The organism is Saliterribacillus persicus (assembly GCF_003337485.1).
GTDB classification, from domain to species: Bacteria; Bacillota; Bacilli; order Bacillales; family Amphibacillaceae; genus Saliterribacillus; species Saliterribacillus persicus.
Genome location: NZ_QPJJ01000008.1, coordinates 123,520 through 146,842, shown reverse-complemented (window position 1 = coordinate 146,842; position 23,323 = coordinate 123,520). Strand labels below are relative to the sequence as shown.

Below are 23,323 nucleotides of genomic sequence, written 5' to 3'. Positions count from 1 at the left end.
TCCTTTTACTTGAGTATGATTAGATTTATATGATTCTGAAAAACAATTTCATTAGCTTTAAATTCTTCAGTCTAAAAAATTTTCTTTCGTCCCACATCTGAATAGATTATTTTCTACTTTTAAGCTTTTTTAGTTTATAAGAAAATAGGATGAAAATGACTAAACCAATGATGACTCCTAAAAAAGATAAATAACTAAATCCTAAAATAGGTCGCGGAATTCCATTTGAAATTGCGTAAGTGTTTACTAACAAGGAAATTATTATAATGATATAACTAAACCAATGGATTGCTTTGTAATCTCTTTTTTTCTGTTCAGTCATAAAAATCGCTCCTTAAGTTGAGTTGAAGTTAGGTTAAATTTAACACAGCTAGCTCATCATTTCCATTTCTTAAAATAATATAGAAATAGTTAATATAAAAAATTAAAACCGTCTATGTTAATCCATTTACAGGAACGTTTGTTCGTGTTAATATAAAAGAAAACGGCGGTGAATAAATATGATGTTTATGATAAAGAAATCTTTACGGGAAGATATGAGAATAGCTATATTCTATATTGATGGAAAGAATCATATATCAAACCGTTATATTAAGGTGTTAAAGATAGGTCAACATGATATTTTGGCATATTGTTATTTTCGTAATAAAGTTAGAAAGTTTAAGATTGAAAATATTTTGTCCGCAGAATTAAAGCGTTCAAAAGTAAGTTAAATAATGATATTATTGTTTTTGTTTTAAAAAGAAAAACGTTGATTTATCTGAAAATAAAATTTATTTAAAAAATATATTGACACTCCTATAGGCTTCTGCTAAACTTCTAATTAATCACAAATTAAATATGAGTAATTCACTCGGAATTAATTCTTATCAAGAGAGGTGGAGGGAATGGCCCTTTGAAACCTCGGCAACCATTAAGTAACTTACTTAATACAGGTGCCAATTCCTACTATTACCGTAAAGGTTTTAGAAGAGATAAGAGGACTGAACTTAAATTTTTCAAGTCTCTCTTATCTATAGATAGGGAGACTTTTTGTATTTTGAAAACTAAATAGTTTATCTCTTATCGAGAGAGGTGGAGGGACTGGCCCGATGATACCCGGCAACCATTAAGCTTTAGCTTAAAAGGTGCTAATTCCTGCAGGATAATATCCTGAAAGATGAGGGGAGGAAAATTTATGGTGAAACATGTATGTATAACCAAGCCCTCTTCTTAGCTGAAGAGGGCTTTTTTAATGGAATAAAGTAATTCGAAATTGGGGGAGATAGTAATGACAAATCATCACACGTACGATGCAGAAACAGTAAATCTACATGGTGGGCAATCACCTGATCCCACAACAGGAGCTAGAGCGGTTCCTATTTATCAATCTACTTCTTACGTTTTTCACGACACAGAACACGCTGAGCGATTATTCGCTTTAGATGAGCCAGGAAATATTTATTCTAGAATTGGAAATCCAACCGTTGATGTTTTTGAAAAACGAATGGCACTCCTAGAAGACGGGGTAGCAGCAGTTGCAACGGCATCCGGGATGTCAGCTATTACATTATCAATCTTAAATCTAGCAAGTGCTGGAGATGAAATTGTAGCAGGAGTGAACCTGTACGGTGGAACGTATAATTTATTTGCAGTTACACTTCCACGCTATGGTATAAATGTAAAATTCGTCGATCCAACTGATCCAGAAAATTATAAAAAAGCGATCACGGATAAAACAAAAGCGGTGTACGGCGAAATAATAGGTAACCCAGGATTACAGGTGCTTGATGTAGAGAAAGTAGCAAATATAGCACATGAAGCTGGTATTCCATTAATTGTCGATAACACATTCGCTACACCATATGGTTGTAAACCAATTAATTTAGGTGCAGACGTCGTTGTCCATTCAGCTACGAAATGGATTGGCGGTCATGGTACATCCATAGGCGGGATTATCATTGACGGTGGGCGGTTTAACTGGAACTCAGATAAGTATCCAGCTTTTACAGAACCAGATCCAAGCTATAACGGAATCAGATATGCCATAGATTTTGGAACATTAGCTTTTATTACTAAAGTAAGAGTTCAGTTACTGCGAGATTTTGGTGCAGCACTTAGTCCTTATAATGCCTTTCAACTGATTCAAGGCTTAGAAACCTTACATTTAAGGGTAGAAAGGCATAATCGAAATGCCTTGCAGTTAGCTAACTACTTAAATACACATCCTGCAGTAGAGTGGGTGACTTACCCAGGACTTGAAAGCCATCCAAGTCATAACCTTGCTTCTTCGATCTTAGAAAATGGATTTGGTTCCATTATCGTTTTTGGAATTAAAGGAGGAAAAGATGCTGGAAGAAGCTTAATCAATAATGTTTCCTTATGGTCGCATGTTGCAAATGTAGGAGATGCGAAGTCACTTATTATTCACCCTGCATCTACTACGCATCAACAGCTTTCAAAGGATAAATTAAAAGAAACTGGTGTGACTGAAGAGTTAATAAGGCTTTCGGTGGGGATCGAATCGATACGAGATATTCAAAATGATTTAGATCAAGCATTAGCGAAAGCAACTGGAATCGGTGAAGACACGAAGAAACATATCGTAGTCAATGATGAAGGTGTCATTAAATGGGCGCTAAATTCCGCTCATGAAAAAGTTACAGAGAATGGTAAGGAAATAACTAGACAAAAGACATTAGCAATTGTTGGTCTAAGCGGGAAAGAAGCTAGACCGAGTTACCGTTTAGCAAGAAAAATGCAACGATTAGGCTATAAGATTATTCCAGTTAACCCAAGAGAAACGGAAATATTAGGCGAAAAAGCTTATCCGGATCTAAAAAGTGTTCCAGTAGACATTGATATTGTGCAAGTATTTAGAAGTCCGGATGCTGCGGTAGAGGTTGCTAAAGAAGCAGCAGAGGTTGGACCTAAGGTTTTCTGGCTACAAGAAGGTGTAGTATCACCAGAAGCTGAAAAAATAGCACGCGAAGCTGGATTAGAGGTTATTCACAACAGATGTACGTATAAAGAAGCACAACGTTTAAAAGGTTCAATTAGCACATATGCATGTGAAATTTAAAATTAATTAAAAAAATAGGGGGACAAAAGAAAATGAAAAGAATTCCATTGATTGATATTAGAAGCTTTATTGCAATTGTAGCATTAGGATTGGTTGCTTTATTTTTAGCAGGTTGCTCTTCAAGTGGGCAAGCAGAAGGAAAGCCTGAAGAAATCAGATTAGATTATGCATATTACTCACCAACTAGCTTGGTGTTAAAGAAATTTGGTTGGGCAGAAGAAGTATTAGGGGAAGAAGATATTGAGGTATCTTGGACATTAAGTCAAGGAAGTAACAAAGCGTTAGAATTTTTAAATAGTGATAGTGTAGATTTTGGTTCGACAGCTGGAGCTGCTGCTTTAATGTCAAAAGCTACAGGTGCACCGATCGAGAATGTTTATATTTATTCTAAGCCTGAGTGGACAGCTCTTGTAACAAGTGAAGGATCCGGAATTTCTTCTCTTCAAGATTTAGAAGGTAAAAAAGTTGCGGCAACACTAGGAACTGATCCATATATTTTCTTAGTAAGATCGTTAGCTGCAGAAGGTGTATCTATCGATGATCTAGAAGTGGTACCTCTTCAGCACGCAGATGGTGGTTCTGCATTAACTTCAGGAGATGTGGATGCATGGGCAGGTTTAGATCCGCACATGGCAAAACTTGAGTTAGAAGCTGGAGCAGAGTTATTTTATCGCAATGCAGACTTTAACACTTATGGATTCTTAAATGTTCGTGAAGAATTTGCTGAAAATCACCCAGAATATGTGAATAAAGTAATTGAGCTTTATGAAAAAGCTCGTAATTGGATTTTAGAAAATCCAGAAGAGGCAGCAGAACTATTAGCAGAAGAAGCCCAAATCGATCTTGAAGTAGCTAAAAAACAATTAGAGAGAAATGATTTTTCTAATCCAGTACCTGGAGATGTACATGTAGAAGCTTTAAATTCAGCTGGTAAAGTATTGCAAGAGGGTGAAGTAATTAAAGAAGACGTAGACATAGCTGAGACGACTGAAGCATTAATTAATTCAAGCTACGCAGAAGAAACAATTAACGAATAGGGGAAAATCAGGAGGGAAAAAGATGGCTAAAAATCAAGGGGAACTCACAGCTGTATTAGTAGGAAAGAAAAAAGAACAACGACGATTGGAAAGAAAAGCGGCTGCCAAAAATGGCGTCTGGCAAAATATTGTGTTAGGAAGCCTGATTCCAGCAATTCTTATCTTGATTTGGGAATTACTTAGTCGAGTTGGATTTTTCCCTTCTTACCAACTCCCTGCACCAACTGTTATTTTAGAAAAAATAGTAGAGATGGCACGCGACGGATCGCTTTTTGGACATATTGGAATTACTACCTATCGTGTGTTTGTTGGGTTTATTTTAGGAACCATAGCTGCAGTTGTTTTAGGGGCATTAGTTGGATTCTATCAGAAGGTAGAGCAGTTATTTGATCCGATGATTCAAGCATTTCGTTCGATTCCGTCACTTGCATGGGTGCCATTATTTATACTTTGGATGGGAATAGGGGAACCGTCTAAAATTACGATGATTGCTGTCGGAGTATTCTTTCCCGTTTACTTAAACATTGTGAGTGGAATTTTCAGTGTCGATCGTAAGTTAATAGAGGTTGGTAAAATGTATGGATTAAATAGTTTTCAATTAGTTAGACGAATTATTTTACCAGCTTCCTTACCATCGTTCTTAGTTGGAATGCGAAGTGGCTTAGGCCTAGGTTGGATGTTTGTTGTTGCTGCTGAATTAATGGGAGCAAGCCAAGGACTAGGATTTTTACTCGTATTCGGACAAAACATGGCCCAGCCTGAAACGATTATTGCAAGTATTATATTGTTTGCAATCATCGGTAAATTAAGTGATTGGGTACTTAAAAAAATTGAACTGAGATCCCTGCACTGGCAAGATCGAGTAGTTAAGTAATGATTGGGAGGAATAAGCATGAGCCTAGCACTTCGGAATGTTAGTCGAACTTTTAATAATGTGACAGCTGTTCAGAATATAAATTTAGATATTAAACCAGGTGAGATTGTAGGATTGCTTGGAACAAGTGGTTGTGGAAAAAGTACGTTACTTAGGGCTATATCGGGTCTTGATAATGAATACGATGGTGAAATAGAAATAAATGGTCAAGTAACGAAAGAAATTCACGATACAACAGGATTTATTTTTCAAGAACCACGTTTGTTACCATGGTTAAACGTCTTAGATAATGTCACTTTTGGATTAAATGGGAAGAGAAATGATAAGGAACACCGGGCGATAGAATATTTAGAAAGCGTAGGGTTGATTGGGAAAGAGAAATTATATCCCAGAGAGTTATCAGGAGGTATGGCTCAACGTGTGGCAATCGCAAGAGCACTTGTAACTTCACCTGAAATTTTATTGTTAGATGAACCATTTAGTGCGCTTGATGCTTTTACTAAAATGCAACTTCAAGATCTTTTGTTAGATATTTGGAAAATTTATCAGTCCACTATTGTTCTTGTTACGCACGATATTGATGAAGCCTTGTTTCTATGTGATCGTGTTGTTGTACTTAGAGGGCAGCCCGGAGAGGTTGCAACGGAAATAACGATTAAGGAAGAAAGACCACGCAATAGAGGTAGTGAACACTTGGCACGTATCAAATCAGAAATTTTAGATTGTTTAGATTTAAGTGGTACAAAAAGTTAACAGATAAAAGAAGAAACAAGGGGGGAATAAAAATGTCATCAAATGTTTCTAGTCATATTGATCCAATAGAAGGGGATTTCCATCTCACAAATTATCAGAAAACACATGATAACTTCAGCTGGGAAGATGCTAAAAAGTTATTGTCATATGGTAAAACTGGTAAGCTAAATGCTGCATATGAAACGATTGATCGTCATGTAGACGAAGGTTACGGTGAAAAAATAGCATTACATTATGTTGATGAAAACGGAACGAAAAGTTTAACCTTTCGTGAAGTGAAGGCAGAAACCGATAAATACGCACAAATTTTAAAAGAAAATGGTGTGAAAAAAGGTGACAGAGTATTTGTATTCTTACCTAAAACAGCGGAGTGCTATATTGCTATATTGTCAGTGATTAAAGTAGGAGCAATTGCTGGGCCATTATTTGAAGCATTTATGGAAGATGCGATAAAAGACCGTATAAATGATTGTACAGGTAGCTTGCTAATTACGGACCATGAGCTTGTGAAACGTGTGCCACAAGCTGATATTCCATCATTAGAAACTATTCTATATGTGGAAGATATTGCTAAGGAAGATAGAACAGGAAATCATGGAAATGAACTGGTTGAGTGGGTTGATCCGGAAGATGGATTGATTATTCATTATACAAGTGGTTCAACAGGTAAACCAAAGGGTGTATTGCATGCCCACCGATCAACGGTACATCACATTGTAACAGGTAAATGGGTGCTTGATATTCATGATGAAGATGTTTATTGGTGTACTTCTCATCCAGGTTGGGTAACTGGCAGTGTTTACGGCTTATTTGCACCATGGCTAAACCGAGCAACAATTGTCATTCAAGGTGGCAGATTTAAAGCGGAAAATTGGTATCAGTTGATGGAAGATTTAAAGGTGACTATATGGTATAGTGCGCCAACTGCTTTTCGGATGTTAATGTCACAAGGTGATTTACACGAGAAATATGACTTAAGCTCTTTAAGGCATGTATTAAGTGTTGGGGAACCTTTAAATCCAGAAGTGATTACTTGGGCACATAAAAAGTTACAGGTTAGAATTCATGATACCTGGTGGATGACAGAAACTGGTGGTCATTTAATTGTTAATTTACCATCTGAAAAAATAAAGCCTGGTTCGATGGGGCGTGCTTTCCCTGGAATAGAAGTTGGAATTTTAAATGCGAATGGTGAAAAACTTCCTGCAGGTGAAGTAGGTCAGTTAGCCGTAAAAGCACCATGGCCTGGCTTAATGAAGGAAATATGGGGAAATGAAGATAAATTTAAATCCTATTTCATATATGAAGGATGGTATATCTCAGGTGACCTTGCCTATCAAGACGAGGAAGGCCATGTGTTTTTCCAAGGTAGAAGTGATGATATGATTAACTCAGCGGGTGAAAGAATTGGTCCCTTTGAAGTAGAGAGTAAATTAATTGAGCATCCAGCGGTTGCAGAAGCTGGGGTAGTAGGAAAGCCTGATGAAGTCCGAGGAGAAATCGTAAAAGCCTTTATCACACTACGTCCAGGTTTCCTAGCCTCAGATAATTTAAAAGAAGAGATCCGGTTATTTGTTAGAAAGAATTTATCTGCTCACGCAGCTCCACGTGAAATTGAAATTGTAGAAGATTTACCCAAAACCAAAATTAGTGGAAAAATTCTCAGAAGACAATTAAAAGCACTAGAAGTAGAAAAACAAGCAGTTAAGTCATAGTATATAGTTTCGCTCTTATTACGAGAGGTGGAGGGACTGGCCCGATGAAACCCAGCAACCAACTTTTACCAAAAAGGAAAGGTGCTAATTCCTGCAAACATTCGTTTGAAAAATAAGAGAGGTTACGAAGAATGGTTCACATATAAAAATTCCATTCAGCTGTTTCCTTTCATAATCGGGAGGATAAAAAATGTCAGTAAATACTAGTAATGTAAATGTAAAGATTGAGAAAATAAAAGCACACGCGAAAGAATTATTAAATAAAGAGCTTTATTACTACCTCGAAGCGCAAGAAGAAAATGATGTGAACAAAGCGCTAGTTAAAAGGCTGGCTACACAAAAGACAATTAAAAAAGCAAATTTAATTCTGGCCCCCACGGATTCCTTAAGATTGTATCATGAGGATGCTGAACTAGCTGTATCAAAGGCTGCACAACAATTAAAAATTCCTTATATTATCTCTAGTTACAGCTCGTACAGCATCGAAGAAATTGCCGACAGCGGGGACTTTTCAAATTTGTGGTTTCGATTAAATGGTCATCCCAATACAGAGATAAATAAACAATTTATACAAAGAGCGTCTCTTGCAGGTTATCAGGCTATTGTTTTAAATTTAAATTCCGTAGCCTCCTTTTCAAAAGTAAAGTGGCGATTAGACGGAATCACTAATTTTATCGTAGACCCTATTTTTCAAAAGCTTGCTTTTAAAAATGCAACGAAAACATGGAATGACGCTCTAGAAACAAAAGCTTTGTCGTGGAAGGACATTTCATATCTTGACCAATTTACACAATTACCTTTGTATATTGAAGGAGCACAAACAATTTCAGATGTAGAAAAAGCAATTGAAATTGGTGCAAAAGGAATCGTATTAAAGGATAGTGAAATTAATAATATCGATTTCATAAATTATATTAAACAAACTAAATTAGAAACAATTATAGAAACAAATAGTTCTGATCAAGATTACCTCCTAGATTTAATAAATAGTGGATTTGACCATATCTCAATTCGTTCCTTTTATTTGTATGGTTTAACAGCAGGTGGTTATCAAGGAACTTACGATATTATCAACCAAATACAGAAAAATATTGAACCTACTTTAGTTGGCGTATAACATTTACCATTTAGTTAAAAAATATAGAAAAGTTGGAAAAATGTTCTTTCATATGTAGAAATAGGATATAGTGATACTATATCCTATTTTTTCGGGTAAACTTAAAAGGTATAAATGGATAAGTTTAATTTTTACTTTTTAAGTTAAATGTCAGAATGTAATTAGATAGAAAGGATGGATAAAATGGCAGAATTAAAAACGAAATTAAGAAAAGTAGTAATTATTGGAACAGGATTCGTAGGCTCAAGCTATGCTTATTCTTTATTAAATCAGGGAGTGGCTAATGAATTAGTATTAGTCGATCTAAATAAAGATAAAGCAGAAGGGGAAGCGCGTGACTTAAATCATGGTATGCCTTTTGGCGCGCCAATGAAAATAAAAGCAGGTGACTATAGTGATTGTCACAATGCTGATTTGGTTGTTATCACAGCAGGTGCAAATCAAAAACCAGGTGAAACGCGGTTAGATCTTGTTTCTAAAAATGCAAAAATCTTTAAAGGCATTGTACAAAGTATAATGGATGTTGGTTTTGACGGTATATTCCTAGTAGCAACCAATCCAGTTGATATACTAAGTGATATTACATTAGAAGTTTCCGGACTCCCACAAGAAAGAGTAATTGGTTCTGGAACCATTTTAGATACAGCAAGATTTCGTTACTTGTTAAGTGAACACTTTGAAGTGGATTCTAGAAATGTGCATGCCTATATTATTGGTGAACACGGGGATTCAGAGCTTCCAGTGTGGAGCCACGTGCAAATTGGTGGTATTCCCTTAAGCAGATATGCAGGTATCGATGATTTATATTCTCACCCAGTAATGACAGAGTTATTTGTAAACGTAAGAGATGCAGCTTATCATATTATTGAAAGAAAAGGTGCAACGTATTATGGGATTGGCTTAGCATTAGTTCGATTAACGAAGGCTATTTTAAACAATGAGAATTCCATTGTTACGATCTCTACTCATTTAAATGGAGAGTATGGTCTAGACGATGTTTATCTCGGGGTCCCTGCTATTTTAAATGAAAATGGTGTTAGGGAAATAATAGAATTAGACTTAAATGAAAAGGAACAAAAACAATTAGAAAAGTCTGCTTCTGTATTAAAAGAGATGACAGAAGTAGCGAAGCAAGCAATCAAAGAATAGCGAAATTGAAATGGCCTGCATATTTTGCAGGCTTTTCTCTAATAGAAAAGGTGATAAACATGCAACGTCTCTATTTTTACACAAAAGAGAATTGTGGATTATGTGAAGAAGCTAAAACTATCGTAGAATTATTACAAGCAATGCATCATTTTGAAATTATTGAGATCGATATATATAAAGAGGAAAAATATTTAGAAAAATATCAACTGATGATTCCGGTTATTGAGATAGATAATCAAGTAGTTGCTTATGGCAATATCTCTTATGAAAGTATTGAACAAAAATTGAAAGCTGGAAAAAATTCTGAAAAATAGTTGAGAGTTTCTCATCAGTTTGGTACAATAACAAATGGAAGTTATTTTTTTGATCGTTGTGGGACGTTTTTTGACTATGAGGGTCATAAAACCACCGGACTTCTGAGAAAGGGAGTTTAGATGTGAAGGAATTGTTAGCAATACAAGAAAAAATCTTCCCTGATATACTCGATGTCATGCAACGAAGGTATAAGATTTTACATTACATAAAAATGATGCAGCCGATAGGCAGAAGAAGCCTAGCCGATTTTGTAGAGATGAAAGAACGTGTCGTTCGAGGTGAAATTGATTTTCTGCATGATCATGGATTTATTGCTGTAACAGCAAAAGGAATGAAACTAACACCAGAAGGTCTTCGAATGTCTGAAGAGCTTTCTACCTTTATTAATGAAATTTCTAAATTTCGTGTTTTAGAATCGCAAATAAAGGATAAATTACAATTGGAGCATGTTATAGTGATTCCGGGTAATAGTGATGCTCATGAAACAGTAAAGGAGCAACTCGGTAAAGCTTGTGTTCAATATCTCAGTTCCATTCTATCTGCTGAGCAAACCGTTGCCATCACTGGTGGTACAACCATGTCAGAAGTAGCGAACATGATGACACCACTAGCCCACGCTAAAAATTGTACTTTTGTTCCGGCAAGGGGCGGACTTGGTGAGCAAGTGGAGAATCAGGCAAATACGATTTGTGCAGAGATGGCAAAAAAAGCAAACGGAAAGTACCGGATGCTTTATGTCCCGGATCCGCTTAGTGAAGAGTCGTATCAAACGATTAAAGAAGAGCCTGCTATTAAGGAAATTGTGGAATTAATCCATGATGCAGCAGTTGTAATACACGGAATTGGAGATGCTGTCACCATGGCAGAACGAAGGAAAGCTTCCTCAACCGTTATGAGAAAGATTAAAGATAAACATGCAGTGAGTGAAGCTTTTGGGTACTATTTGGATAAAAATGGCGAAGTAGTTCACAAAGTTAGAACAGTGGGTTTACAGCTGGATGATTTAAAAAATGCGAATAAAGTCATCACAGTAGCTGGTGGGAAATCAAAAACACAAGCAATATTATCCTTTTTCAAACAAGCCAAAAGTGATGTTTTAATCACGGATGAAGCTGCAGCAAACCAGTTATTAAAGGGAGATTCCCTTTAAATATAAATAAAGCTATACAAGGAGGAAACAAGAATGACAGTAAAAGTAGGTATTAATGGATTTGGCCGTATTGGTCGTAATGTGTTTCGTCAAGCGTTGAAAAATAATGAGGTTGAGGTAGTTGCTGTTAATGATTTAACAGATGCGAACATGCTTGCACATCTATTGAAATATGATTCTGTTCACGGAAAATTAGAAGAAGAAGTATCAGTAAACGGATCAAACATCGTAGTTGCTGGTAAAGAAATTAAAGTACTTTCAGAACGTGACCCTGCGAATTTACCATGGGGAGACCTTGGAGTAGAAGTAGTTATTGAATCTACTGGTATTTTCACTAAGCGTGACGCTGCTGCGAAGCACTTAGAAGCTGGCGCTAAAAAAGTTGTTATTTCTGCACCTGCAACTGATGAAGACATCACAGTTGTAATGGGTGTTAACGAAGATAAGTATGAAGCATCTAAGCATGATGTTATTTCAAATGCTTCTTGTACTACAAACTGTTTAGCTCCATTCGCTAAAGTTTTAAACGACAAATTTGGTTTGAAGCGCGGTATGATGACTACTGTTCACTCATACACAAATGATCAATCAATCCTTGATCTACCACACAAAGATTACCGTCGTGCTCGTGCGGCTGCTGAAAGCATTATCCCAACTACAACTGGGGCTGCAAAAGCAGTATCTCTTGTACTTCCTGAACTTAAAGGGAAATTGAATGGTATGGCAATGCGTGTACCAACTCCAGACGGATCTTTAGTAGATCTAGTTGCAGAATTAGACAAAAATGTAACTGCTGAAGAAGTAAACGCAGCATTTAAAGAAGCTGCAGAAGGTGACTTAAAAGGTATCCTTGGATACTCTGAAGAGCCACTTGTTTCTGTAGACTACATTGGTAATTCTAATTCTTCTACTATTGATGCACTTTCTACTATGGTTATGGAAGATAACTTAGTTAAAGTAGTATCTTGGTATGACAATGAAATGGGTTACTCTAGCCGTTGTGTAGACTTAGCAGTTTATCTTAAAGCTCAAGGGCTTTAATAAATAAGAACCTATAAATGAATGGGAGGGGGATCAGTCCTCCTCCCATTTTTAAAGAAAACTTGTATGATACATACAGGTGATATCCCAAGGAGGTTTATCTGAATGAATAAAATGACAATTCGTGATTTAGATTTAAATGGGAAAAAAGTATTCTGTCGCGTTGACTTCAATGTTCCGATGAAGGATGGACAGGTTACAGATGATACAAGAATTAAAGCTGCAGTTCCCACAATAGAATATCTTTTAGAAAATGGAGCAAGAGTAATTTTAGCAAGTCACCTTGGTCGACCAGGTGGAGAAGTGGTAGAAGACCTTCGTCTTGATCCAGTTGCTAAAAGACTAAGTGATTTATTAAATAAAACAGTTTCTAAAGCAGATCAAGTTTACGGTGCGGAAGTTACAGAAGCTGCAAATAATTTGCAAAATGGTGAGGTTCTTTTATTAGAAAACGTTCGTTTTGAAGCTGGAGAAACAAAAAATGATCCAGCATTAGCTCAGGAATTTGCTAAACTTGCAGATTATTATGTGAATGATGCCTTTGGTGCTGCACACCGTGCGCATGCTTCAACAGCAGGTGTTGCAGAAAATTTAACATCAGCTGCAGGATTTTTATTAGAAAAAGAATTAGAGGTATTAGGTAAAGCACTTTCAAATCCCGAGCGTCCTTTCACAGCTATCATTGGTGGGGCAAAAGTGAAGGATAAGATTGGTGTTATCGATAATCTTTTAGAAAAAGTTGATAATTTATTAATCGGTGGCGGCCTTGCTTATACTTTTGTTAAAGCACAAGGTCACGAGATTGGTAAATCTCTACTTGAAGAAGATAAAATTGAGCTAGCTAAAGAATTTATGCAAAAAGCTAAAGATAAAGGTGTTAATTTAGTTTTACCACAAGACGTCATTGTTGCAGATGATTTTTCAAACGATGCAAATACGCAAGAGGTTGCAATTGATAGTATTCCAAAAGATTTGGAAGCATTAGATATTGGGCCAAAAACACGCGAAGAATTCGCATCTATTATTGCAGACTCTAAATTAATCATTTGGAATGGACCAATGGGTGTATTTGAATTAGAAACGTTTGCAAATGGAACTAAAGCAGTTGCAGATGCATTAGCGAAAACAGATGGTTACTCCGTAATTGGTGGTGGCGACTCAGCAGCAGCTGTTGAAAAGTTTAACTATGCAAAAGAGATGGACCATATCTCAACTGGTGGGGGAGCTTCCTTAGAATTTATGGAAGGTAAAGAGCTTCCTGGAGTTAATGTATTAACTGATAAATAAGAAGGGCGAGGTGTTTTCATGCGTAAAAGAGTAATTGCAGGTAACTGGAAAATGAATAAGTTTCTTTCGGAGTCTGTAAAATTTGTTGAAGATACAAAAGAAAAAGTACCAACTGGTGATAAGGTAGAAGCAGTGGTATGTGCACCATACCCATTTCTTACCTCATTAGTAGAAAGTGCAAAAGGCTCTAAGCTTCAAATTGCTGCACAAAACATGCATTTTGAAGAAAGCGGAGCATTTACAGGTGAAGTAAGTCCAGCGATGTTAAAAGATATTGGTGTCACTTACGTAGTTCTTGGACACTCAGAACGTCGTGAATTGTTCGCTGAAACAGATGAAATGGTAAATAAAAAAGTACACGCTGCTTTTAATCATGACCTAACACCTATTTTATGTGTAGGGGAAACTTTAGCACAACGCGAAAATAACGAGACAATGTCAATCGTTGAAGATCAAGTAAAGCTTGCACTTGAAGGGTTAACAGATGATCAAGTAAAAGAAACGATTATTGCTTATGAACCAATTTGGGCTATCGGTACTGGTAAAACAGCAACTTCTGCACAAGCTAATGAAGTATGTGCTTATATCCGTAAAGTAGTTGCTGCAGAAGTTTCTACTGAAGCTGGTGAAGCTGTGCGTATTCAATATGGTGGAAGTGTAAAGCCAGCAAATATTGATGAATTATTATCTCAATCAGATATTGATGGTGCACTTGTAGGTGGTGCAAGTTTAGAAGCAGACTCCTTTGTACAACTAGTGGAGGCTGGTGCTAAATGAGTCAGAATAATCTAGCTGCACTTATTATCTTGGATGGTTATGCCATTCGTGATGAGGTAATGGGAAACGCAGTAAAACAAGCCAATACGCCAAATTTTGATCGGTATTGGAACCAATACCCACACAATCAATTAACAGCGTCTGGTGAAGCGGTAGGTCTACCTGATGGACAAATGGGTAACTCTGAAGTTGGTCATTTAAATATTGGTGCTGGTCGTATTGTTTATCAAAGTTTAACTAGGGTCAATCTTTCTATTAAAGAAGGAGACTTTTTCGAAAATAAAGTATTAGTTGATGCTGTAAAACATGCGAAAGATAATGATAAGGCACTCCATCTTTTTGGTTTACTATCTGATGGTGGAGTTCATAGTCATATTGAGCATTTATATGCAGCATTAAAGTTGGCGGCAGATTATGGTTTAACCAAGGTCTATGTCCATGCATTTCTTGATGGTCGCGATGTTGGGCAAAAATCTGCTATTCAATATTTAAAAGAAGTACAAGAAAAAATGACAGAGTATGGTGTAGGAGAATTTGCAACTGTTTCCGGACGTTATTATGCAATGGATAGAGATAAGCGTTGGGATCGTGTGCAAAAGGTTTATGCTGCAATGGTAGATGGTGATGGCCCTGCCTCCACTGATCCACTAGAGGTAGTTAACGAAGCCTATAAAAAAGATATTTTTGATGAATTCGTTCTTCCAACTGTTATTACAGATGAAAATGGCAATCCGAAAGCAACGATTCAGGATGAAGATGCTGTTATTTTCTATAATTTCAGACCTGATCGCGCTATTCAAATTTCACAAACATTCGCAAATGCTGATTTCAATGATTTTGATCGTGGCGAAAAATCACCGAAAGATATTCATTTTGTATGTTTAACGAAATATAGTGATACGGTAAACGGCAAAATTGCTTATGAGCCAGTTAATTTGGATAATACGGTGGGAGAAGTTTTAGCAAAAAATAACTTAAATCAGTTAAGAATTGCTGAAACAGAAAAATATCCACACGTTACGTTCTTTATGAGCGGAGGGCGTGAGCAGGAATTCGATGGCGAAAAAAGAATTCTGATTAATTCTCCAAAGGTTGCAACATATGATTTAAAACCAGAAATGAGTGCCTACGAAGTAACGGACGCGTTATTAGAGGAGCTTGATAACGATACGCAAAATGCGATTATTTTAAACTTTGCTAATCCAGATATGGTTGGGCATTCCGGAATGCTTGAACCAACAATTAAAGCGATAGAAGCAGTGGATGAATGCTTAGGTAAAGTTGTAGATAAAATAATAGCTAAAGGTGGTCAAGCTATTATCACTGCCGACCATGGTAACTCTGATCAAGTAACCACGCCAGAGGGTAAACCGATGACGGCTCACACAACTAATCCTGTTCCAGTTATTGTGACACAGGATGGAGTTGGACTTCGTGACGGTGGTATATTAGCTGATTTAGCACCAACTTTATTAGATCTACTGAAAGTTGAAAAACCTGAAGAAATGACAGGAAAGACATTAATTAAAAAATAATTTAAATTAAAAGGAGAGTTTTTAAATGCCATATATTACAGATGTTTATGCACGCGAAGTATTAGATTCACGTGGTAACCCAACAGTTGAGGTAGAAATTTTCACAGAAACAGGAGCATTTGGTTCAGCATTAGTTCCAAGTGGTGCATCTACTGGTGAGCATGAAGCAGTTGAGCTTCGTGATGGAGACAAAGATCGTTACCTAGGTAAAGGTGTTCTAAAAGCAGTAGAAAATGTGAATGAAATTATTGCACCAGAATTAATTGGTTTAGATGTAACGCGTCAAGTAGTTATTGACCAATTACTTCTTGAGCTTGATGGCACTGAAAATAAAGGTAAGCTAGGAGCTAACGCTATTCTTGGTGTATCAATGGCAGCAGCTCATGCAGCAGCTGATTATCTTCAAATGCCACTTTACACTTATTTAGGTGGATTTAACGCAACTACACTTCCAACACCAATGATGAACATTTTAAATGGTGGGGAACATGCGGATAATAACGTAGATATTCAAGAATTTATGATTATGCCTGTAGGAGCTCCTACTTTCCGTGAAGCTCTTCGTATGGGTGCTGAAATTTTCCATAACTTGAAAAAAGTTTTAACTGGAAAAGGTTATAACACTGGTGTTGGTGACGAAGGTGGTTTCGCACCAAACTTGAAATCAAATGAGGAAGCACTTTCTACAATTATTGAAGCAATTGAAGCAGCTGGTTACAAGCCAGGTGAAGAAGTTATGCTTGCAATGGACGTGGCATCATCTGAATTCTACGAAGATGGTAAATATAACTTAAAAGGTGAAGGCGTTGTACGTACTTCTGAAGAAATGGCAGTATGGTACGAAGAAATGGTTAACAAATATCCAATCATCTCAATTGAAGATGGTTTAGACGAGAACGACTGGGAAGGTCACAAAATGCTTCAAGAACGTATTGGAGATCGTGTTCAATTAGTTGGGGATGATTTATTCGTAACAAATACGAAGCGTCTAGCTCAAGGTATTGAACAAGGTGTAGGTAACTCCATTCTTGTTAAAGTGAACCAAATTGGTACACTAACAGAAACCTTTGAAGCAATTGAAATGGCTAAAAGAGCTGGTTATACAGCAGTTATTTCTCACCGTTCAGGTGAAACAGAAGATGCTACCATTGCTGATATTGCTGTTGCAACAAATGCAGGGCAAATCAAAACTGGTGCACCATCTCGTACAGACCGCGTAGCGAAGTACAATCAATTACTACGTATCGAAGATGAATTAGTTGGAACAGCTATCTATGCTGGAAAAACAGCTTTTTACAACTTAAATAAATAAGTTTATTATCGAAAAGGTATGCGATTCTTTTATAGGATCGCATGCTTTTTTTTTATAGTTTTTCAAAAAATAACACATCGCGAACCTCAAAATTATTTTTAATTTTCCGGCTATTTATTGACTAAAGTTGACAAAAGTGATAGGATTTATTACGATAATGATAATCTTTATCAATTACATACAGGGGGATAAAAAGAATGAAAAAGAGAATTTGGTTATTATTTTTAGGTCTAATTTTGGGACTTTTGCTAGTTGCTTGTGGTCAAAATGAGGATACAAGTGAGTCCGAAACAGATACTGATCAAACAGAAACTGAAACTGAAGAGGAAGAAACCTCGTCTAGTAGTGAAATCACTGTAACTGATATGTATGGAGAGCACACGATTGAAGAAGCTCCTGAAAAAATCGTTGTATTAGAATGGGTATATGCAGAAAATCTATTAGCCTTAGGTGTTCAACCAGTAGGTATGGCAGATATTGAAGGATATAATAGCTGGGTTAACATTGATGCCGAATTATCTGATGATGTTGTCGATGTTGGTACCAGACAAGAACCAAATTTAGAAGCTATTTCTGAATTAGAGCCAGATTTAATCATTACTGCAGGGTTTAGACATGAAGCAATTATGGATAGCTTAAATGATATCACACAAACCTTAGCATTTAATTCTTATCCAGAAGAAGGAACAATGACACAGTATGAAGAAATGGAAACCACTTTTAAAGAAATGGCAAAAGTGGTAGGTAAAACGGATGAAGCAGAAAGTGTGTTGCAAAACTTAGATAGCTCATACGAAGAAATCGAACAGGAAATTACGGATGCAGAAATCGAGAATAATCAATTTGTCTTAGCACAAGCATTTAGCTCTGATGCTGCTCCAGTTATTCGATTGTTTAAAGATAATGCTATGGCTACTGAAATCATGACGAAAATAGGTCTTGAAAATGCGTATGAATCAGAAGGTTTTCAAGTGTATGGATTTGATTCTGCAAGTGTAGAAGCACTACAAAATTTTCAAGATGCTCATTTCTTCTATATTGTTCAAGAAGATGATAATATATTTGAAAATCAGTTAGCAGGAAACCCAGCCTGGGAAGGTCTTGGATTTGTAGAAGAAAATAGAACATACCAGTTACCAGGAGATACGTGGACATTTGGAGGTCCATTGTCTGCGAAAGTTTTTGCTGAGCAAATTAAAGAAGCATTAGTATCAGCGGAGTGAATACGATGATTGCATTAAACAATAAAAAGCATCTAGCAACGGTTCTTACCTTTGGGGGAGGGACCGTGCTTTTGCTTTTACTCCTTTTTATACATATTAATCAAGGTAGTGTAGAGATTGCACCACTTGTCATATTAGAAGCAATATTTTTCCCGAAAGATGAATTAGCACATCATACCGTGCGTTATCTGCGTATGCCTCGTGCAGTTATCGGTATATTAGCAGGTGGCGCATTAGCAATTTCTGGGGTCATCCTGCAAACCATTACAAAAAATCCGTTAGCATCATCTAGTACACTTGGTATTCATTCAGGTGCTTATTTTGCTGTAGTTTTATCGACCGTATTTTTCAGTTCAACTGGGAGTGTAAGTGGTTTAGTGATTGCTTTCATTGGTGGAATTATTACTGCATTGCTAGTATTCTCATTAGCAGGCTTTACAAATTCGAGTCCTGTACGAATGGTATTAGCAGGCATGGTAATAACGATGATGTTTTCAGCGTTTACTACCGTATTACAAATCTTTTTTGAAAATGAAACTGCTGGGCTATTTTTGTGGGGTTCTGGAACATTGGTCCAAAATAATTGGGATGGTGTCTTATTTTCATTACCCTTCGTTATAGTAGCTTCTATTGCTTGTTTATTTTTGGCTAAGTCATTAGACCTTTTTCAATTAGGTGAAGAAGTTGCGAAAGGTTTAGGACAAAATGTAGGGCGTCTTCGGTTTTTTGCCCTATTGTTTGCAGTATTTTTAACTTCTGTTACTGTAAGTGTTGTTGGACCAATTGGATTTGTGGGTATTATTGCTCCGCACTTAATAAAATTATTAGGCTTTAAAAAACATGTACCAGTTCTTATTGGATCGTTTTTATGGGGCGCTATTGTTCTGTTATCCGCTGATATATTAGCAAGATTTTTAGATCCGAGCTTTTCTGAGCTTCCTGTAGGAGCAATTACAGCATTTATTGGGGCTCCTACGTTGATCTTATTAATCATGCAAAAACGAAACCGTAAATATAGTAAAACAGATACAGGGATTCTAACTGGAAAACCTACAGCACTTGTTATTGAAAAGTGGATTATCCCTATTTTATTAGTATTAGTAGTTTTAACTTTAGTAATAGGAATATCTACCGGAAATAGTGGAGTTAATTTAATTAAAACGTGGAATGCGCTCATGTCGGGTGAGGATAGTTTTATTAAAAAGATGGTATTCGATATTCGATTACCACGCTTATTAGTGGCAGCAATAAGTGGTATTTTACTTGCACTAAGTGGTTATATTTTTCAAGGTGTGCTGAGAAATCCGCTTGCTGACCCCTCTATCATAGGGATTACATCTGGCGCTGGAGTGGGAGCTTTAATATTTCTAACAGCAGGATCAATTTCAGCCACATTTATGCCGCTAGGTGCGTTTCTCGGTGCTATGATTGCATTTATAGTAATTATGATCCTAGCTTATAGGGCTGATTTTCAACCATCTCTCCTAGCTCTTTTAGGAATTGGAATATCGGCATTTGGATCCGCAATTATTCAAATCATCGTAGTGCGATCAAATATGGCTGTTGCTTCTGCTTTAACTTGGCTTTCTGGAACGACTTATGCGAAAAGTTGGGAAGAGTTGCTTTATTACTTATTAGGACCTTTTTTGTTATTAATTCCTATTATTTTACTGGTAAATCACCTTATTCAAACGTTAAGTCTAGGAGATGAGACTGCTAAGGGTTTAGGGTTAAACGTGTTAAAGACGAGGTTTTTTTTAGCATTATTAGGATCTATCATTGCAGCAGCTAGTGTAGCTACAGTTGGAACAATTGGTTTTGTTGGGTTAATCGCGCCACATGTTGCACGAATGCTCTTAGGACCATCTCACAAGCATTTAGTAATAACTACTGCATTGTTAGGTGCTACCTTTCTAATGATTGCTGATACACTTAGTCGAACACTTCTCGTTCCAAAGGAGATTCCATCTGGTATTATTATCGCTATTATTGGTGCACCATATTTTTTATGGCTAATGCATCGCGCAAATAAAATAAAGATCTAAAAGACTAAGATTGCTTAGTCTTTTTTTCATATTAACAGTGAAAAATAGTTATATTACATTTGTAAAAATGATGCAAAAGAACTATAATATATTTATACAAATCGAATTTTCAGTTATATTAGTTTAGCTTATATAATTTTAAAAAAGGGGGGGTGACGACACTGAAAAAGGAATTGTTTTCTATTCATGACCGAAATAAGCTTATGGTGGCGATATGTTGGATTCTCAATATTATTGCTGGTATTTCTGCTATGCCAGGAGTTGGAGTGGAAATAGGGGTGGCTATAATAGGTATTGGAGTAATGTGGTATATTTTACCGACTATTTTTGTATGGAAAAGACTATTTTCAACTTTTATTCCATATTATTTTGTAATGATTTTTTCTGTTATGCCATATACCTTAGGTCCTTATATAACAGCATATGTATTCACCTACATCTTTACTGTAATGTTATCCTTATATTTTAATTATAAGCCTGTTTTGCTTTTGGGTATTTCTAATTTATTTTATACGTGTTTCTTCGTATTCAATTATGGTGAATTAGTTTTTCCTACGTATTTCCCCGTTGCTTATTTAATTCCTTTACTAGCCTCACATGTATTAATTACCTCGGTGTTAGTCACCCAATCAATTTTAGGAAATAAAATGCGGGAGCATAGTTTATTTATTGAACAGGATTCAAAAATTGATGCTTTAACCGGTGCTTTAAATATTAAAATGTATCATGAGTATATGGATTATATGTTTGAAAAGAAAAGAGAAAATAAAAGCATCAAGATGCAACTGGCTGTAGTAGATATTGATAATTTTAAAAATATAAATGACACATATGGTCATAGCATAGGAGATTTAATTCTAAAAAGAATAGCCAATGTTCTAATGATTTCAGTAAATGATGAAGATTATGTTATTCGTTATGGGGGAGAAGAATTTGTCATTATTTTTATGGATAAATCATTTAGTGAAAGTTATAAATTAGCAGAGGCATGTAGAATAGCAGTTCAAGATTATTTTCATGAGGAAATTGAGGCGCACAATCCTGTAACGGTTAGTATGGGATTAGAGAATTTTAATAATGCCTCGAATAAAGAAGAGCTTTTTAGAAAAGCTGATGAACTTCTATATTTAGCAAAAAGAAATGGTAAGAATCAGACAAAGGTATATAAATAAAAATAAAAATCCTCGTTGCTTAAAGCAAGGAGGATTTTTATTTTTATTGATTGGTTTTAGCTCGAATGAAAGCTTCCACTTCATTCGCAGTATTCATCCCTAACAGTTGTTCTTTAAAGGATGCTAGTTCTTCTTTATTTAAATCTCTTATTTGCGTACGTGCAGGAAGGATGGAAGTAGCACTCATGCTAAATTCATCTAATCCAAGTCCAAGCAGAATTGGAATCGCAATGGAGTCTCCAGCCATTTCTCCACACATACCAGCCCATTTTCCTTCTGCATGAGCAGCCTCAATAACATTATGCACGAGGTTTAGGATTGCTGGGTGATAAGGTTGATATAAATAGCTTACACGTTCATTCATACGATCTGCAGCCAATGTATATTGAATCAAATCATTCGTTCCAATGCTGAAGAAATCAACTTCTTTTGCGAATTGACGTGCAATAACGGCTGTAGATGGGATTTCTACCATAATTCCAATTTCAATATCATTGGATACTTCTACACCATCGTTTGTAAGACGATCTTTTTCTTCTAAAAGCATTGTTTTTGCTGCACGAAATTCATCAAGTGTAGCAATCATTGGAAACATAATTTTTAAATTCCCAAATGTACTTGCACGAAGTAGTGCTCGTAATTGCGTTCTGAAAATATCATCTCGCTCTAGACACAAACGAATAGCACGGAATCCTAAAAATGGATTCATCTCTTCTGGCAAATCAAGATAGTCCAATTCTTTATCGCCACCAATATCAAGTGTACGAACCACAACAGGCTTATCCTTCATTTGCTCTAAAACAGATTTATAAGCTTCAAACTGCTCGTCCTCAGTTGGTAACTCACTCTTACCCATATATAAAAATTCGGTACGATATAATCCAACACCTTCACCACCATTGTTTAAAACACCTTCAATGTCATTAGGTGTTCCAATGTTAGCTACTAGTTCTACTTGAGTTCCATCTGCAGAAATGCTTGGTTCATCTTTTAGCTTTGCCCAAACTTGCTTTTGCTTTTCGAAATCTGCATGTTTTTGTTTATAAGTAGTTAGCTCGTCTTCTGATGGATTAATAATAACGTCACCGTCAATACCATCCACAATAATAATGTCGCCTTCTTCAACTACTTCAGTAATCTTTTTTGTTCCTACTACAGCAGGGATTTCCAAAGAACGAGCCATAATGGCTGAGTGTGAAGTACGACCACCAATGTTAGTAGTAAAACCTTTAACAAATTGTTTATCAAGCTGGGCTGTATCGGAAGGTGTTAAATCTTCAGCAATTACTATAACTTCTTCGTTAATAAGTGCCGGATTAGGGAAAGAAACATTTAATAAATGAGCCATCACACGTTTGGTAACGTCTTTAATGTCAGCAGCTCTTTCACGCATATATTCATTTTCCATTCCTTCAAACATATCGATAAACATTTGTGCAGTTTCGTCTAATGCAACCTCTGCATTGACATTATCGTTTGAAATCTTGTCTTTAATAGGATTGATTAACTCTGGATCACTTAGAACAAGCAAGTGTGCAGAAAAAATTTCCGCATGCTCATCACCTAAAGAGGTTCTGGCATGCGTTTTAATTTTTTCTAGCTCTTCTTTTGAGATGGTTAATGCTTCTTCTAAGCGGTTAATTTCTTCGTCTGTACTCTCTACTTTCTTTTTTTCAAAAGAAAGATCAGGAATAGCTAACTTATATGCTTTTGCTATAGCTATTCCACTTGAAGCTGCGATACCGCTTAAATTACTCATT

At 36.2% G+C, this 23,323-nt stretch carries 19 protein-coding genes and 3 riboswitches; of the genes, 17 read left to right on the top strand and 2 right to left on the bottom strand.

Annotated features, from left to right (window positions below; genetic code table 11):
* Positions 1-106: 106 nt before the first annotated feature.
* The gene (locus DFR57_RS10940; protein ID WP_114353199.1) at positions 107-322 is read right to left on the bottom strand and encodes a hypothetical protein; all 216 of its coding nucleotides are present in this window, start codon (positions 320-322) and stop codon (positions 107-109) included.
* A gap of 541 nt (positions 323-863) precedes the next feature.
* Positions 864-981, top strand: a riboswitch (SAM riboswitch).
* Between the two features lie 78 nt (positions 982-1,059).
* Positions 1,060-1,166, top strand: a riboswitch (SAM riboswitch).
* A 104-nt stretch (positions 1,167-1,270) separates the two neighbouring features.
* Here DFR57_RS10940 and DFR57_RS10930 point away from each other — a divergent pair.
* The 17 genes from DFR57_RS10930 to DFR57_RS10850 all read left to right on the top strand — a co-directional run bounded on the left by DFR57_RS10930 (position 1,271) and on the right by DFR57_RS10850 (position 21,563).
* Positions 1,271-3,061 (top strand): PLP-dependent aspartate aminotransferase family protein, encoded by a 1,791-nt coding sequence (locus DFR57_RS10930; protein WP_114353197.1) that lies wholly within the window; start codon positions 1,271-1,273, stop codon positions 3,059-3,061.
* Positions 3,062-3,093: 32 nt separating this feature from the next.
* Positions 3,094-4,098 (top strand): aliphatic sulfonate ABC transporter substrate-binding protein, encoded by a 1,005-nt coding sequence (locus DFR57_RS10925; RefSeq protein WP_114353196.1) that lies wholly within the window; start codon positions 3,094-3,096, stop codon positions 4,096-4,098.
* A 22-nt stretch (positions 4,099-4,120) separates the two neighbouring features.
* Positions 4,121-4,972, top strand: coding sequence for an ABC transporter permease (locus DFR57_RS10920; RefSeq protein ID WP_114353195.1), 852 nt, complete (start codon positions 4,121-4,123; stop codon positions 4,970-4,972).
* Between the two features lie 18 nt (positions 4,973-4,990).
* Entirely contained in the window at positions 4,991-5,725 is a 735-nt protein-coding gene (locus DFR57_RS10915; protein ID WP_114353194.1) for an ABC transporter ATP-binding protein, read from the top strand.
* 32 nt (positions 5,726-5,757) lie between these two features.
* Positions 5,758-7,440 carry an acetate--CoA ligase gene (gene acsA / locus DFR57_RS10910; RefSeq protein ID WP_114353193.1) on the top strand — a complete coding sequence of 561 codons (1,683 nt, stop codon included), beginning with the start codon at positions 5,758-5,760 and terminating at the stop codon, positions 7,438-7,440.
* A 12-nt stretch (positions 7,441-7,452) separates the two neighbouring features.
* A riboswitch (SAM riboswitch) is annotated at positions 7,453-7,559 on the top strand.
* 71 nt (positions 7,560-7,630) lie between these two features.
* Positions 7,631-8,557, top strand: coding sequence for an alpha-hydroxy-acid oxidizing protein (locus DFR57_RS10905; protein ID WP_114353192.1), 927 nt, complete (start codon positions 7,631-7,633; stop codon positions 8,555-8,557).
* Between the two features lie 183 nt (positions 8,558-8,740).
* Positions 8,741-9,706: an L-lactate dehydrogenase gene (locus DFR57_RS10900; RefSeq protein WP_114353191.1), complete on the top strand. Its 966-nt coding sequence runs from the start codon at positions 8,741-8,743 to the stop codon at positions 9,704-9,706.
* A 59-nt stretch (positions 9,707-9,765) separates the two neighbouring features.
* On the top strand, positions 9,766-10,020 hold the full coding sequence (locus DFR57_RS10895; RefSeq protein ID WP_114353190.1) for a glutaredoxin family protein: 255 nt from the start codon (positions 9,766-9,768) through the stop codon (positions 10,018-10,020).
* Between the two features lie 122 nt (positions 10,021-10,142).
* Positions 10,143-11,171 (top strand): sugar-binding transcriptional regulator, encoded by a 1,029-nt coding sequence (locus DFR57_RS10890; RefSeq protein ID WP_114353189.1) that lies wholly within the window; start codon positions 10,143-10,145, stop codon positions 11,169-11,171.
* 33 nt (positions 11,172-11,204) lie between these two features.
* Entirely contained in the window at positions 11,205-12,212 is a 1,008-nt protein-coding gene (gene gap, locus DFR57_RS10885; protein ID WP_114353188.1) for a type I glyceraldehyde-3-phosphate dehydrogenase, read from the top strand.
* Between the two features lie 105 nt (positions 12,213-12,317).
* Complete coding sequence (locus tag DFR57_RS10880) at positions 12,318-13,499, top strand: phosphoglycerate kinase (RefSeq protein ID WP_114353187.1); 1,182 nt, start codon at positions 12,318-12,320, stop codon at positions 13,497-13,499.
* Positions 13,500-13,517: 18 nt separating this feature from the next.
* On the top strand, positions 13,518-14,276 hold the full coding sequence (gene tpiA / locus DFR57_RS10875; protein WP_114353186.1) for a triose-phosphate isomerase: 759 nt from the start codon (positions 13,518-13,520) through the stop codon (positions 14,274-14,276).
* On the top strand, positions 14,273-15,811 hold the full coding sequence (gene gpmI, locus DFR57_RS10870; RefSeq protein ID WP_114353185.1) for a 2,3-bisphosphoglycerate-independent phosphoglycerate mutase: 1,539 nt from the start codon (positions 14,273-14,275) through the stop codon (positions 15,809-15,811). Before tpiA ends, gpmI begins: the two co-directional genes overlap by 4 nt.
* A 25-nt stretch (positions 15,812-15,836) precedes the next feature.
* Positions 15,837-17,123, top strand: coding sequence for a phosphopyruvate hydratase (gene eno, locus DFR57_RS10865; RefSeq protein ID WP_114353184.1), 1,287 nt, complete (start codon positions 15,837-15,839; stop codon positions 17,121-17,123).
* Positions 17,124-17,320: 197 nt separating this feature from the next.
* Positions 17,321-18,346 (top strand): ABC transporter substrate-binding protein, encoded by a 1,026-nt coding sequence (locus DFR57_RS10860; protein WP_114353183.1) that lies wholly within the window; start codon positions 17,321-17,323, stop codon positions 18,344-18,346.
* A gap of 5 nt (positions 18,347-18,351) precedes the next feature.
* Complete coding sequence (locus tag DFR57_RS10855) at positions 18,352-20,391, top strand: iron ABC transporter permease (RefSeq protein WP_114353182.1); 2,040 nt, start codon at positions 18,352-18,354, stop codon at positions 20,389-20,391.
* A gap of 152 nt (positions 20,392-20,543) precedes the next feature.
* The gene (locus DFR57_RS10850; protein WP_114353181.1) at positions 20,544-21,563 is read left to right on the top strand and encodes a GGDEF domain-containing protein; all 1,020 of its coding nucleotides are present in this window, start codon (positions 20,544-20,546) and stop codon (positions 21,561-21,563) included.
* 43 nt (positions 21,564-21,606) lie between these two features.
* On the opposite strand, the gene ptsP is transcribed toward DFR57_RS10850, so the two are convergent.
* Positions 21,607-23,322: a phosphoenolpyruvate--protein phosphotransferase gene (gene ptsP, locus DFR57_RS10845; protein ID WP_114353180.1), complete on the bottom strand. Its 1,716-nt coding sequence runs from the start codon at positions 23,320-23,322 to the stop codon at positions 21,607-21,609.
* Between the last annotated feature and the right edge of the window lies 1 nt (position 23,323).